The organism is uncultured Microbulbifer sp. (assembly GCF_947498635.1).
Lineage (GTDB): Bacteria > Pseudomonadota > Gammaproteobacteria > Pseudomonadales > Cellvibrionaceae > Microbulbifer > Microbulbifer echini.
This window is the reverse complement of the sequence record NZ_CANMKV010000002.1, coordinates 130,653-145,425: the sequence shown is the minus strand read 5'-3', so window position 1 is coordinate 145,425 and position 14,773 is coordinate 130,653. Positions and strand designations below refer to the sequence as shown.

The following is a 14,773-nucleotide window of genomic DNA, read 5'->3' as shown; positions in this document are numbered from 1 at the left end:
GATGAGTGAATTTACTTTGAAGTACCGCAAGGATAACGGCGGTACAACTCCGCTTACAAACTGGGGGATGGATTCAGAGTACGGCGTGCTGCGCGATGTACTTATCGGTCCTGTGGATAATTTTAGCTGGCGCACGGGGAATGCCAGTGCCCGCCGTGCAGAGCGCCTGGGAATGCAGTTCGACCATAAAGTGGCTGAGGCACAGCACGGGGAAATGCTGGACGCCTATCGTCAAGCGGGGGTCAACACTCATCTCATCCCAGCGGATAGCAGCCTGCCTTACCAGATCTATGGACGTGATTCCTCAGTGATGACGCCTTGGGGGCCAATTGTGACTCAGATGTACAGCCCCTGGCGTCGGGGGGAGTGGGCTCCGATCATAAAGAAATATGCGGAACTGGATATTCCCATTTACGATGTAATCACTGCGGGCTCCCTAGAAGGTGGCGATTTTATGGTGCTGGAGCCGGGCGTGATTTTGTGCGGTTATTCCGGGGAGCGCACCAGTCCCCAAGGTTTTGCGCAGATGAAGCGCTGGGTGGAAAAGGAGGGCTGGGAGGTAAAAGGCTACCAGTTTGATCCCTTCTTCCTGCATATCGATGTCATGGTTGCGATGCTGGCTGAAAAACTGGCGGCAATCTGTGTCGATGCGGTAGAGCCGGAACTGGTGCAGTGGTTTAAGAGTCGCAATATAGAAATTATCGATATTCCATTCCCGCAAGTTCTAGAGCTGGGGGTTAATGTAGTGGCCCTGGGCAACGACCGTGTGATGCTGCCGAAGGCCAATACAGATCTTGCTGAAAAATGTCGTGCCCATGGCTTCGAGGTTATTGACCCGGATATCTCGATGATCACTCCTGGTGGTGGTGGCGTGCACTGCATGTGTCAACCCTTGCGCAGGTACTCGGCAGCAAAGTTTTAATTGGATGAAGTTGAATAGCGCCTGTTTAGCTCGGTGATCGGACTTCACCGGGCTATTCCCGTCAACGAATGTGGTTGTTTATGAACTCGCCTAAGTGGGGATAGCGGTTAATATGAATCGCCTGTAATGAGTGGTTCGCGGCTATTTACCGGTTTAAAAGCGTTTGAAGTGCAAACTAACGGGCTCAAAGTTGCTTCCCTTCACGGGCCCCTGCGGGACTTTAGTGTGAATTAGCTGCAATCAAACCTATTCGCAGCTTATGTCACAAGCGATGTTTTGATTTGTGTCCCGGTATTTATAACAGGCGTTTTGCGTCCACGCGCAACTCTGCTTTAGGCCAACAGCGGCAGTCTCTCAGTCCCAAATGAATCCAACCCGGAGAACATTATGCAAAGCGCGTGTGCGGAAATTCAGGCCCAGGTAAATGAGCGTATCCTAGAAATTACTATCAATCGTCCGGAGCGCAAGAATGCCCTGACCATGGTCATGTACACCGCCATGGCAGAGCTACTGAATAGTGCTGCGAATAATAGTGAGATTCGCGTAGCTATTATCACCGGTGCCGAGGGTATTTTTACCAGTGGTAATGACTTGACGGATTTCCTCAGTGGCTCTGCTGAGGGTGAGGGCTCTCCTGTTTTTCAGTTTATGAGTGCCCTCTACAACTTTCCAAAGCCAGTGGTCGCTGCCGTGAATGGCCCTGCGGTGGGTATTGGTACCACTATGTTGTTGCATTGTGATCTGTCGTTTGCCGGGCACGATGCAATGTTCCAGATGCCTTTTGTCAATTTGGGGCTCTGTCCTGAGTACGGCTCCAGCTACCTGCTGCCCCGTATTGCCGGTCATGCCAAAGCCTCTGAATTATTGCTTTTGGGCAAAAAGTTTTCGGCGCAGGAAGCGGTGGATATTGGTATTTGCAATGCCGCCGTGGAGCCGGAGCAGGCAATTGTACGGGCGCGTGAAGTGGCCGCCCAGCTGGCAGCCAAGGCACCGGCCGCAGTACGTTTATCCAAGCAGTTACTGCGTCGGGCGACTCAGGAAAAGGGACTTGAATTTATTAAGGAAGAGGGGCGTCATTTCCAGGATCGTTTAACCTCTGCAGAATTTAAAGAGGCGGCAACCGCATTTATGGAAAAGCGGTCTGCAGATTTCTCTAAGTTCGATTAAAAAAATGGCCGCGCAAGCGGCCATTTTTTTGATACAGATTCAGTATTCAGCCTTTCTCGGGCGGGGGCGGGATAGGTAATTGACAGCCTGATCAGGCTGATCGGTAAAAATTCCGTCTACACGCAGTTGATAGGCTGCAAAATGTAAAAATTGATTAAAGCTCTCGAATTGTTCCGGTAGCTGTGCCGGATCAGCACGGAATGTGTAGGGATGAACCTGCAAGTCTCTTTGATGCGCACGGCGTACCACATTATTGGCCCTTGGTTGACCATCTTCAATTTCTATCAGCATGGGGTACCAAGGTCCGATACCGTCGGCATAGTTGGCTATTTTACGTAAGCCACCCCTCTCTAACATCCAATCGTAATCATAATTTTGAAGAGTACCGTCAACCTCAACGAGTTTTTCTCCCCAGCTGGTGGCGGCGATTAGTTGAACGAGTGACAGATCTAGACCCAGGGCGGGCATTAACTCAAATTTTATTCTTTGTAATTCCTCAGCATCAAAACACTGCAAGAACACCTTTTGCTGTTTATCGGTATAGCCATATTCTTTGAGTGTTTGTAAAGCTTCAGCGGCGATATCTCTGCCTTCCCAGTGATGAAAGTAGGGCTTTTTTATTTCGGGGTAAATACCGATCTCGTAGCCGAGGGATTTGTTTAAGCCCTGTATCAGCTCTAACTCCTCTTCGAAAGTGGAAAGTTGGAAGCTGGATTTCCACAGGGGAAAACGGTTTGGATATTTTGCCTGGGGGCCGTTTTCTCCCATGGTAAAGGCTTCGCTGACCTGCAGCTTTTTTAGCTCTTCAAGGGTGAAATCGATGGTGTAATAGTGGCCATCCTCACGAGCCCGGCCCGGAAAGACATCAGCTACATTGGTCGTGCTATCGAGGTAGATGTCGTGCATAACAATCAAGTGATTGTCTTTGCTAAGTACTAGGTCTTGCTCGATATAATCTGGGCGCATGGCATAAGCCATGGCTTTAGCTTCTAGTGTGTGCTCTGGCAAATAAGCGGATGCACCTCGGTGAGCAATGATTAGCGGGTGCTTGGACCCACTACCTGTACTTTCGGCACAGGTGATACTCGCGACGGTAGAGCCAATGATTAATAATGTAGATAGGATTTTTTTGAACATTTGCAAGGCGTCCCAAATTAATGTGGGAAACTTTCTAGCAAAAAAATATGACAGGGATATATCAGTGCCAGTATATCGAGAGAGAGTGTGAAACATAAGACATTTTTGAATTGCCGTTGGGTTTTTTAAAAAAGAAACCGGGCTCAGTGCCCGGTTATGGATTGATTCTCAGGGGGCCTTATACGGACATTGCTTGTGACCAGAGATGTTGAGAAAATTGTTCACGTAAGTCTTTTTTACTGATCTTACCCGTAGCCGAATGGGGTAGCTCCAGGGAAATGACGCAGTCGTCGGGAATCCACCACTTTGCAAAGCGTCCTTGGTAGGCGTTTAGTATCTTCTTGGGCTCGGGCCTACTTTCCGCTTCGGGCACCACAATCAATAGCGGCCGCTCGGTCCATTTTTCATGGGGGACTCCGATGACTGCTGCCTCGGCAACGCCATCCAGGGTCATCGCGAAGTTTTCCAGCTCAATAGAGGAAATCCATTCACCTCCGGATTTAATCACATCTTTGGTGCGATCAGTAATGCTCAGGTAGCCTAAAGGATCAATCGTCGCTACGTCGCCGGTATCAAACCAACCGTCGGGAGTGAGGGCGCATTCCTGCGCTTTATAATAGCGTTCGCAAACCCAGGGGCCCCGCACTTGTAATGCGCCAAATTCGATACCGTCATGGGGTAGTGGGCTTCCGAGAGGATCGACGATACGCATTTCCACTCCAAACCCTGCTCGCCCCTGTTTGAGGCGAAGAGTTTTGGCTTGTGCTGCCGGCAACCTGGGATCTACTCGTGCATTGTAAGTGCCGAGTGGGCTCATCTCTGTCATGCCCCAGGCATGATGTGTGTAGACACCATGTCTATCCTCGAACTCTTCCATAATGCTCCATGGACAGGCGGAGCCGCCGACAACTACACGATTGAGGCTGGAAATCGTTTCTTCACTTTCGCGTAAATATTTGAGTAGTGCGAGCCAGACGGTAGGGACACCCGCAGCGATGTTGACCGATTCCTGCTGCATAAGTTTGCAGAGTGTTTCGCCACAGCCCATTTTGTGGCCAGGCAAAACCAGCTTGGCGCCGACGGCTGGTGCCGCATAGGGGATGGACCAGGCATTGACGTGAAACATGGGGACAACGGGCAAAATGGCTTCATTGTGGCGAATGGCAAAAACATCCGGCAGGAGAACCCCGTAAGTATGTAGGGTCATAGCGCGGTGAGAGTAGAGCACCCCCTTGGGATTGCCGGTGGTACCAGAGGTATAGCAGAGTGCCGCCGCACTTTGCTCACTCAATTCAGGCCAGTGGAAATCACCAGAGTGGCTACAGAGGAATTCTTCATAGCAGAAATAATTGGACAGCTGACTTTCGGGCATATTTGCCCTATCGGTCAATACAATAATACCCTCAAGGTTGGTAAACCTATCCGCCATTTTGTTTATCAATGGGACAAACATAGGGTCTACAAATAGCCAGCGGTCTTCGGCATGTTCGATGATGTAGTGAATTTGTTCTGGAAATAGACGTGGGTTGATAGTGTGACAAACCAGCCCACTGCACGAAGTGGCATAATAGAGTTCGAAATGGCGATGATCATTCCAGGCAAGCGTGCCGATACGGTCTCCACGATTGGCGCCGAGCCGAGACAGTGCCTGGGCGAGCTGTGCGGAACGCCTAAAAGCATCTCTATAGGTATAACGAAACTGTGGATTATCCTGAGTAACAGAGACAATTTCACTATCAGGTGAATTACTCAGTGCATGTTGCATAATACCGGTGAGGGTCAATTGAGACTGCATCATCATGCCATTCATGTTTGTCTCCTATTGTTATATTTATGGTTGCTTTTATAGATTATTTATAAGGTTTTTTAGAATAGAGTCCATTGGTCCCTTTTTGGTACTCATGAATCTAAAAGTTACTGAATATAACTTTACTTAATGGGCAGTCTTGTTATGGGGCTAAGAAATATATACAGAATATTTACATAAGTGCAAAATATATTTCTGAGGATGTCGTTTTTTTTACTTCACTATTTTTATCCACTCACCGGGTTCGGGTTCGCCCCGTGGATAATAACCATTTAGAAGGCGAAGCTGCTCCTCTGCATACTCTCCAATTTCCATATGCTTGGCTAAAGAAGAGAAAGTGGTTTTTTCATTGGCTTTTACATAGTGAAGGCGCCTAATATCTTTTTCTACAATATCGGTTTTACGCAGGGGACGAAAGCTACGGATACTGGTTAAAAATAGCGTGTCATAATGTTCAAGATGGTCCTTTTCCTGGGACTCTGTATCAATAATTTTCCCCTCAAGCATAAATTGACGGCTACCATAATAGATAATGGCTACTCGGTCTGGGTCCAGGCCTTTCTTCTTGGAACTGGATATTTTGCCGGTGTAACCCTCAAGCTGGTATTGATCTAGCTTTTCACTTTGTTCAAATTTATTTGAATCATATTCTTCTCGCAATGCCATATCGGCGGGCTGGTTCCCATCGCGTTTCGCAACCTTAATAGTAATTTTGGCTGAATTGTCAGGGGCGGTGCCGACGATAGAGGAGCGTTCATTGGCCACTGTCCAGCCATCGGGAAATAGGAGGGAGAATCCGAGGCGCTTGTGGTTAAAGCGGTTCTTGTTGGATTGCCTGGCATTATCGCCGTAAATCAAACCATCTGTTTTTTCACGATAGTAGGCGACCTTAATGTCCTTGTTTTCTGCTGGTAGGGTGCCAGCTGCTTTGACGACTTCCTGTAGACGAATGTCGTTACGGGGGTGGGTGGAGAAAACACCATGATAGGTCTGTGGTTTTTTACCTTCAATCCTTGCTCGTCGGCGAGCAAACGTTTCCTGATCCTTAAGTATGCCGATGACACTGATCATGGCTTCTGGATCATAACCGGCCTTGAACATATACTGGGCTCCAAAGCGGTCTGCTTCCAATTCCATTTCTCTTCCATAGCCTTTTACTGCTGCGGTGCTCCACAGATTGGCGGCATCACCAACAACGCGACTACCGGTGACGAGCACAGATAATACCGATGCGGCACTCGCGCCCGTGGAGGCTGTTTTTTGGCGAACCGCATGGCGTGCGGTGATATGTCCAATTTCATGGGCAAGCACCGCGGCCATTTCTGCTTCGGAGTGGAGGTAGGTAAGTAGGCCGCGATTGATATAGACATAGCCGCCCGGCAGAGCGAAGGCATTGATATCCTGGCTGTCGATGATGGTGAAATGGTACTTGATATCGGGTCTATCACTGGCCACTGCAATCTTTTGCCCTACGTGATCTACATAGGCGGCAAGCACGGGGTCCCGATAAATTGGAGTACTTTCGATCAGCTTTTCATGCATCTCCTTGCCAATGGAAATCTCCTTGTCTTCGGACATTAAAACCAGATCCGGGCGGTTGGTGGCCGGATTGAATGCGCAGGCCGCACATACTGTGAACAATAGAGCGACGCACAGTCTTACCAAATATTGCATTACCTCAGCCTCCCTGCTTGTTTATTATTTATGAACTGGTTGCTGCTGCGGGTATTAGGAATTGTTGAAGTTGTACCGCCATGCCTTTACAAGCATTGTTTTGTACTCTGGCAATGAGAGGGATCGGGATAACGATAGCTGGCATATAGGAGGTGCCTTTGGCATCCGCACTGAGTTTGCCGGAAAGTTCCCGATCGCGGAAATCCCACACAGAGGCCTCATAATCGGATTCCTTGTCCCAGGTCCCGAAGCCAAAACAACCGGCTCCACCGGTACTGATAGTACAGCTTATAGAACCCGCGCTGGCAGTGGTTTCAGTGGAGCCGTCTATCCACACAATGTACTTCACCCCGTAGGCCTCCATTTTCTCCCTGACCTCTCTATTTTCCATCAGGCGATCCAGTGAACGCACATGCATAGGAGCAGTTCGCGGCTCGAACCAGGGATACATTATGTCGACAAATTCCTTCTCAGGAATAATATTAACCCCCATCTCCGGGTTATGTAATTCCCGGCCTACACAGGCGATAAGATTGGGTTCAGTTTCATAGTCACTAGAATGGCGTCGGCCCAAAATTACCACGGAGTCCCCAGCAGCGAGCTCACCGTCACTACGTCTGTATTCATCAATAACGACAGTGGTGCAGCCGCTGAGGAATATCAGAATTAAAACAATGAATGGCTTGAACACGATATAATCCTCTATTCAGCCTTGATGGACTTCACTTTGAATTCTTGCAATGAGGCGGACCTGAGTTTTCCTGAGAGAAATGCCTGTAATTCAGGTACTTTCCCAAAACCTGTATAAAGGGTTGCTCCGGCGTCGCGCAAGGCGATGTTGATAGCTTGAGTGAGTGCTTTTTCCTGAGATTGTAAAAACGCTGTAGGGGTTTTTCCGTAGGCTGTGATTACCCAACTAGCTACCTGATTTCCGCGGGAATCATAGGCATTCATGTCATACTTGATCCAAACCTCAAAAATATTAACTCTGGTCTCCCGGGGCATGGTGAATTGCAACTCTCTCACCTCGGGGACTATGACAAGTTCTACATTGGCGGGCAGATCCTGGGGGTACTCCGATAGAGAGACCGTATTTAGAAACATAGAGCCGAGTACTGTCTCAAAGAGGCTTTCCTGGGCTCTGCCAGTATTTATTTTCCATTCCTCCCGATCTTCACTTTCTTCTTGGTAGGTATAATTTTTAAAATCCTCACTGAGGTAAATGCCCACAGAGAGAGGAAGCTGCTGTCCTACTGGAGAGGGGTATCGCCCTTCAACCTGCACGGTATGTGAACAAGCTGCGAGTAATACGGAGATAATGACCACAATCGCCAGATGAAATGTGGAAGCCTCCTTTATCCTGTACATCATGAATGACTCCTGGTGTAAATCAGCTAGCGAAAATCATTAAGACCAACAAAAGTGCCACCGTTGCGGTAGGTTAATTCTCGCATTAAGGCGGCAAAGCGAAGACCGGTGGTTTGTAAATGGGGAGGTCGTGAGAACTGTATGGGGAACCCCACTGCGTGGATACGAATATTGCGTTTTCCCTCACCATGCTGAGCATTGACGCGATCTACGGCGAGCATGACATTACGTATTGACTTTCCTGTGAACTCATCCCCGAGCACATAAATACTGATTTTTTTGCTGGGATCGTAAAAGCTGCGTACCGCTTTTTGAATACCTTCTACAGGACTGGAATTACTAAAAGGATTCCAGGTCTTAAGTCGTTGAAGAATTGCCTGACGACGTCCAGGTGTGTCTGGGATCCATTTATTACGGTAATTGAAAAACATGTAATCTCCCATGTCATTCATTACCTGAATACCTTTGACATTGGGGTAGAGATCCAGGGTATTGACCATTTCTGACATCATACGATCCCATCCGTAGTTAAACATACTGCCGGATGTATCAATAATAAAAAGGATGTACTCACTGTCGACGGGTATGCCACCGATAACATTATTCTTGCGTTGGTAATTTTCCCCAAGCAGGCGCCGCATTTCATCGGTCATTGACTGTAGGGCTATGGTTAACTTACCTTTTAATTTCCCTTCTTCACTCTGACCTTCGGTTTTACTGGCGTAAACAGCCTGTAGAGCTTCCAGTTCTCCACGTAGGTTGGCTATGCGTTTGTGTTCAATATCGATCTGTTCACGTTTGGCATTAAGGTCGCGATTAAGAATGGTGGTTTCGCCACGAATCTGAGCAAGTTGTTGTTGCAACTCGATAACCTGCGCTTCCAGGTCTATCTCGGCCTCTTCTAAAACAATAGGCTCGGCAGTTTTGGCAATCATCAGTAATAGAACAATGGCTCCAAAACCACAGCAGATTACATCCAGAAAAGAGATGCTGAATTCTTCCTGCCGTCTCTTTTTTGAAGAGCTGATCATGGCCAGTCCCTCGATGGTGCCAAAAAAGAGCCCTGTGTTTGCATTGCCAGCTTCCAGAATTCACTGGCGGCAAAAGGGTCTCCCTCCATTGGGGTCAGTATTATGTTAACCGGCACATTTCTGGGAAGAACTTTCACCGCTCGTTTAAACAGATTACGCCGCTCTCTGCCGGATACTGTGGCACCTCTGGGGGGCTTCATGCCCTGGGTGGGCAAGCCATCGGTAATCAAAATAATGTTGTCGGGTAAAGATTTCATAGCGTGAATGGCATTGAATACTCTTTCCAAACTGGTGCCATGCTCAGGCACAACTTCGTCCAATCCCTTGATGGCCTTGTCCAGCTGGTCGCGATCATCCACATTGAGCCAGCGATCTTCCGTTCCGGCAATGACGGCGCGAAAAGATGTATTGAAAGTATAGATCTGGTACTGACTATCTGGAGGCAACTGGGCGGTGAGCCAGGAGACGGTATTGATTGCTCGGCGCCATTTTTCTGTTTGTCGTTTTACCCTTGAAGACATGTTGCGGGCGCGAATAACCTTGATAAGTTCATCACCGAGCATCGAAGCAGAAGCGTCGAGGAGGATCAGGATTCGATTGCCTCCAAGCCGAAGTCCTGTGAGATATTGACGATCGCCATCGCCAACATATTTACGCACATTATTTCCGAGCTTTTTGTTTTCCTCTTCCAGATTTTTTTTGGCCTGCTCCAGTTTTTTTAGTTTATCTTGCAGCCTTTTTATATCTTCCTGTTCGTCGACGCTGTCTATTTCTGCGATATTTCCTTTCACGTCCTGAATTTGTTCCAGTATTCGGCGTGCTAATCCCTGGGCATCAACCAATTCATCGCTAACGATGTCCAGTGTATTGCGGGCCTGAACAAGGTGTTCTTCACCAAATTCAACCTCTTCTTGAAGCAGGTTGACCTCGGCGCTGAGGTCTTCGGTTTCCACTTCTATCTCGTGATCAGAGCCGTGCTTGATAATCAGGAAAATCAGGGCAACGGCACCAAATCCACAAGACATGATGTCAAGAAAGGAGAGGCTAAAGGTGGAGAAACGCCGATTTTTACGTCTCATAGCGTTCCACGCTGATTGCGGTTATGACATCCTGTCTATCCGCAATACCAATCCTATCTCCGGCATTGAGATTAACCGGAGCGGCAATTTCCTCACCATTCAGCATCAGGTGGATACCCGCATCGACCCTTAGTGCCAAACGGCCGGCATGGTTGGTGACCGTTGCCGCAGGGTGGTCAGGAGGTGTGGGGGTTACCTTGAATTTATCTTCATGCCAGAAAACAAAGAGAGGCTGTTGTGCAGCAAGAGCGCGATGGCCAAATAATAAGTGCGTTGCTGCCGCTTCTTTAGGCGTGTCCAGGCGCACGGTGATTTTGCTTTCCGGAACCGCACTGATGCTGTTGACAAGGCGCAGCGTGGAATCGTCGCTGCGTAACTCTTTCCACCGATTTTTAATCGATTGGGCGATGCTGTCTCTGCAAAGAAGATACATTCGCTGCACCAGCTGTAAGCCTCCGGGAATGTCGGCCCAACGATGGGAAATAAAGCTCACGCTATCGCTTTCCGCATGGTTCTCGATCATGGCTCGTACCCGAGAGAGAATGGGGGCGGAGGCATCTTGAAGTTGGCGTAAAGATACTTTTGCAGTGCGATCATCAAGTTCCGCTAACACTTCACCCTGGTGCATTGCGCAATTTACCCATTGGGGCATCAGATCGTAAAGTTGTTGTTCAGACTCACCCGAATGGAGCGGGTCAAAGCGGCACTGCATAACAAATGCATCGGTAAATACCCGTGCCCAGGCCTCTTGGAAGTGATTTAAGCCAGCATCAGCAACACTCTCGGCAGACTTTACAGTGGCGTGTTGCTCCACTATGACGCGGGAAACCAGCGTCTGATGCAGTTGCAACTCAACATAGATTTGCAGGCCGGAGGGCGCCAGATCACCGATCGCAGCGCTTGCTGAATCAACCATTCCAACGACATTCATATCACTTTCATTGATAATTCCAAGCAATAGAGCCAGCTGTTCACGGGTAAAGTTACCCGGAACCGCCAATACCAGCTCCTCGGGAAGGTCACAGTGTTCGGCTATTTCCTGTAGATGGCAGTAGGCGAGGTCGGCGTGATGACGGCAGCGCTGATTGGCTGATTTCAACGATTCAAGGCTGAGTCTTCGCCAGAACTGATTGTTGACCTGAGTAGGGTGGCTGCGCGCACGCATTTGCGCGGAGGTGCCTATGTGAACCCGGCTGGGTTCAATGACGGCAATGCCGGGACTTTCCAGAACTTCGGTAGTGCCGATAAAAACCCTTAAACCACAGTCATTGATTTCAAGGACGCCTTGTCCCATGGAGTATTCCTCACGGCCAATATCGGAGATAGTGATTCTTGATGACGGTTAACTGATTTTGAGAAATCTCAGTAGGCGGTTATCGCAATAGCTCTGTGTGTCCAGTACCAGTCTCTCTTGCATCAGCTGTAACTGGTGGGTAAAAAACATGATGACGATACTAATTACCAAGGCGATAAATGTGGAGTTAAAGGCGACCCCCAAGCTAACGGTGACCCCGGCAATATCACCTTCAACGGCCTTGTGAGCCTGGGCTAGGGCCTCGCCGATGCCGCGTACTGTGCCAATAAACCCGATTGAGGGAATTGCCCAAGTGATATAACGCACCATCGCCAGTTCGGAGTCGAGACGGTCACCTTCGGTTTCACACACTTCTTTTATCGAATTGGATACCGCAGCAACATTTTTGGTCGAGCCGAATCTTTGTAGGGCGGTCAGTAGGGCCCTGGGCACCAGGAAACTTCGCTCTTCCTCGGGGAGAGCCTGAATAGGGCGAGAGAGATCACGGGTATCCTCAGGCAGTATGGGCGTGCCCTCACTAATATTGAGCAGAGCCTTATTGAGTAGCTTGCGCTCGCGGATGCTTTTGTGTGCTTTTAAGCCCATGATGGCCATAGCCCAAAGCATCAATACAAAACAGGCCTCTTGTTCATAATCCCTCATTACGATATAGATTGAGCGCTGTTGTACGTAGGTTTCCCCTGCAGCTTCCCGGGCGAGCTGCTCTTCGATCAAAGCATCTGCATTGGGCCGGATGATGGCTACGTAAATCGCGTGAACAAGGATAACTGAGCCCAGCAGCGCGAATACCTGGAAAATAAAGTCGGAAGATTTAAATTTCATGATGGTGCTCTTGGCTGCTTCTCTAAATGTCCACTGGATAGGCAACGGATAAATCCTCGGATATCTCCTCTGAGGATTTGTAGTCGTCAGAATTACTGCGGCGCTTATTTTTATTTTTGTCTGGTTTTTCTTTATTCACCTGAGCAACAGAAATTTTATCGTTGTCTTGCTGTTCCTCAGCAACCAAATATGCTGAAAAAAAAGTGATGAGTATTAAAAGGATCCTAAACATGTTTTTCCCTTAATTGATCCAGCGCGCCACTCTGAAACCAATATCATTGCGAGGACCTTCACCATAGTCGCGGTAAGAAAGCCGTAATTCGGTCAAACCTGAATGTCGCCAACTGGAGCCGCGAATTACATGGTAGTCACCATCCTGAGGCCCCACCGGGTTTTCTTCCAGGCGCGATGAGAGCCCAGTGCCAATGGTATAAAGATCGTGAATCCACTCTGAAACATTGCCGCCCAGGTCATAAATACCGAGGGGGTTCGGGCTGTAACTACCAACCGGCGCTGTTGCGGCATAGCGATCGCTATAGGTACGTAAAACAGCCGGTACTAGTTTGGCTGCGTGACTATCGGCGTAGTTTCCGGAGTTGGCACCGATAGGGAGTTCGTTGCCCCAGGGGTATTTGCGCATGGTGCCTTTATCATAGCGGGCCAACCAGGCCCACTCGGCTTCTGTGGGTAGGCGATAGCCATCTGCCGCAGAATCAAAACCTACGATGCGTCCACGCTCGGTGAGATAAACCGGTGCTAGGCCATCGCGATCACTGAGCCAATTGCAGAATAGGGCGGCATCAATCCAGCTGATACTCACAACGGGGAGGTTGTCATTATCCAGGCTTATCCCGTTGACATGTCGAGAGGTATGCATGCGTTTAAAGCGGCGAAATTCACGGTTGGTAACCTCAGTGGCTCCGATATAAAAAGGGCGGTTGAGAGAAACCTGGCGCATTACCTCATTGGCTCGGCGTCCCTGTTCACGACGTGAGGAACCCATAGTAAATACGGCATTGGGTCGCATCAATTTCATGGTCCCTCCTGCGCCGTGACGATAACTAGAGGGAACCTGTTGCCAGCGAGCCTGCTCTCTGGTCAATAATACGGCCCGTACGGTCTGTTCCAATTTGGCGCTGGGTATTACCTTGGTATCGAAGGCTTTATAGCCGTTTTTACGTACCTCAATATTGTGACTTTTGGCGGGGAGGTTGAACGTCTGGCCGCTTTTACCAGCGTACTGTCCATCAATGTACACTTCTGCATCAGAGGGGACACTTGTTACGTATACCCTGCCATACACTGCGTTTAAATTGACATTGAGGTCGCGCTCCATGCCGGCGGATAGATCTACGGTATGCTCAATCGATGCATAGCCATCCTTAAAAAAACGTAAGCGGTGAATTTTCCCCGATGTCAGCTCGAGCTCCAGTGGAGTGTGACCACGAAATTCACCATCAACGGTAACGCCCGCGCCCTCGGGGGTGGTAACCACCCGTAGCAGACCATCGGCGGGTCCGAGATTCACCGTGGGAAGAGTTTGATCCACACCCGCAGTAACAGCCACAGGTACATCGACAGTTTTATGCTCTGGTAGGGAAATAGAGACAACCCTATCGCCTTGGACTAGCTCTGTATTGAGGGGGGTGGTGCCTAACACTTTTCCATTGGCGCTGACTGTGGCACCTGGAGGATTACTGCTAATCCGGATATTGGCCCAGGCCGGGCGGAGATTGGCTGCCAGTCGATAAGTGTTGTCAAGCCCTTCAATTTTAATTTCACGGGTAAAAGGCAGGTAGCGATCGGAGAGTACGGTAACCCGCAGCCCGCCCGGACTTAGGTTTTCAACCAGTCCGTTTTTATTGGGGACCTCGCTGCCATTGATTAATACCTTAACCGGTACGGACGGATCAGTCTCCACTTGCAGGTGGCCGGGAAGTTTTTCCAGAGTCACAGTGTGGCGGCTGTGCCCATCACTACTGACTTCCACCTCGCCACTTTTGGAAAGGTAACCATCTGCGCTGATGGTGTAACTGTAGTTACCTGGTAATACCAGGTGCCCATCCCCAAGTGGCAAGGCAAAACCACTGATGCTGATTTCTGCGTTATTCGGCTGAGTCTCAAAAATAAGGGAGCGTGCGATAACTAAATAGATCAGTACTAAGAGGCTCAACAATAAACAGGCCGCCACCATCAGGGCACGCCTCGTGAAAAATAAGCGCGTGCGGGTTGAGTTGATCTGAACAGGCGTAAACCCTATAGGTTCGATGAGTGGGGAGTCATCGATTGCAGATTTCTCATCTTGGGCAGGTACTGCCTCTTTTACTGCCATTTATGCTTCCCTATTGCTGTTTCATTATGGAGTTATCGCAATAACCCTGATATCGGCCGATCACACTCTATTGTGTTGTGGATACCAAAGCTTGGGTGGATGCTTTTCTGTGTGCAATA

At 49.0% G+C, this 14,773-nt stretch carries 13 protein-coding genes; 2 read left to right on the top strand and 11 right to left on the bottom strand.

Annotated elements, in window-relative coordinates:
- Position 1 precedes the first annotated feature (1 nt).
- Positions 2-922: an arginine deiminase family protein gene (locus Q1A69_RS01860; RefSeq protein ID WP_299580239.1), complete on the top strand. Its 921-nt coding sequence runs from the start codon at positions 2-4 to the stop codon at positions 920-922.
- Between the two features lie 387 nt (positions 923-1,309).
- Positions 1,310-2,089, top strand: coding sequence for an enoyl-CoA hydratase (locus Q1A69_RS01855; RefSeq protein WP_299580236.1), 780 nt, complete (start codon positions 1,310-1,312; stop codon positions 2,087-2,089).
- Positions 2,090-2,128: 39 nt separating this feature from the next.
- Here the strand turns inward: Q1A69_RS01855 and glpQ are convergent, their stop codons facing one another.
- The 11 genes from glpQ to Q1A69_RS01800 form a co-directional block, all read right to left on the bottom strand.
- On the bottom strand, positions 2,129-3,226 hold the full coding sequence (glpQ, locus tag Q1A69_RS01850; protein WP_299580233.1) for a glycerophosphodiester phosphodiesterase: 1,098 nt from the start codon (positions 3,224-3,226) through the stop codon (positions 2,129-2,131).
- 178 nt (positions 3,227-3,404) lie between these two features.
- Positions 3,405-5,036 carry a long-chain fatty acid--CoA ligase gene (locus tag Q1A69_RS01845; protein ID WP_299580230.1) on the bottom strand — a complete coding sequence of 544 codons (1,632 nt, stop codon included), beginning with the start codon at positions 5,034-5,036 and terminating at the stop codon, positions 3,405-3,407.
- 210 nt (positions 5,037-5,246) lie between these two features.
- Positions 5,247-6,707, bottom strand: coding sequence for a M48 family metalloprotease (locus Q1A69_RS01840; protein WP_299580227.1), 1,461 nt, complete (start codon positions 6,705-6,707; stop codon positions 5,247-5,249).
- A 28-nt stretch (positions 6,708-6,735) separates the two neighbouring features.
- Complete coding sequence (locus Q1A69_RS01835) at positions 6,736-7,398, bottom strand: hypothetical protein (protein WP_299580224.1); 663 nt, start codon at positions 7,396-7,398, stop codon at positions 6,736-6,738.
- Positions 7,399-7,409: 11 nt separating this feature from the next.
- The gene (locus tag Q1A69_RS01830) at positions 7,410-8,078 is read right to left on the bottom strand and encodes a hypothetical protein (RefSeq protein WP_299580221.1); all 669 of its coding nucleotides are present in this window, start codon (positions 8,076-8,078) and stop codon (positions 7,410-7,412) included.
- Positions 8,079-8,101: 23 nt separating this feature from the next.
- Complete coding sequence (locus Q1A69_RS01825) at positions 8,102-9,106, bottom strand: VWA domain-containing protein (protein WP_299580218.1); 1,005 nt, start codon at positions 9,104-9,106, stop codon at positions 8,102-8,104.
- Positions 9,103-10,185, bottom strand: a complete 1,083-nt coding sequence (locus Q1A69_RS01820) for a VWA domain-containing protein (protein ID WP_299580215.1) — start codon at positions 10,183-10,185, stop codon at positions 9,103-9,105. Before Q1A69_RS01820 ends, Q1A69_RS01825 begins: the two co-directional genes overlap by 4 nt.
- Complete coding sequence (locus tag Q1A69_RS01815; RefSeq protein ID WP_299580212.1) at positions 10,175-11,479, bottom strand: hypothetical protein; 1,305 nt, start codon at positions 11,477-11,479, stop codon at positions 10,175-10,177. The genes Q1A69_RS01820 and Q1A69_RS01815 overlap by 11 nt, the downstream gene beginning before the upstream one ends.
- A gap of 48 nt (positions 11,480-11,527) precedes the next feature.
- Entirely contained in the window at positions 11,528-12,322 is a 795-nt protein-coding gene (locus Q1A69_RS01810; protein WP_299580209.1) for a MotA/TolQ/ExbB proton channel family protein, read from the bottom strand.
- Positions 12,323-12,344: 22 nt separating this feature from the next.
- On the bottom strand, positions 12,345-12,554 hold the full coding sequence (locus Q1A69_RS01805; protein WP_299580206.1) for a hypothetical protein: 210 nt from the start codon (positions 12,552-12,554) through the stop codon (positions 12,345-12,347).
- Between the two features lie 9 nt (positions 12,555-12,563).
- Entirely contained in the window at positions 12,564-14,654 is a 2,091-nt protein-coding gene (locus tag Q1A69_RS01800) for an SUMF1/EgtB/PvdO family nonheme iron enzyme (protein WP_299580204.1), read from the bottom strand.
- Positions 14,655-14,773 lie beyond the last annotated feature (119 nt).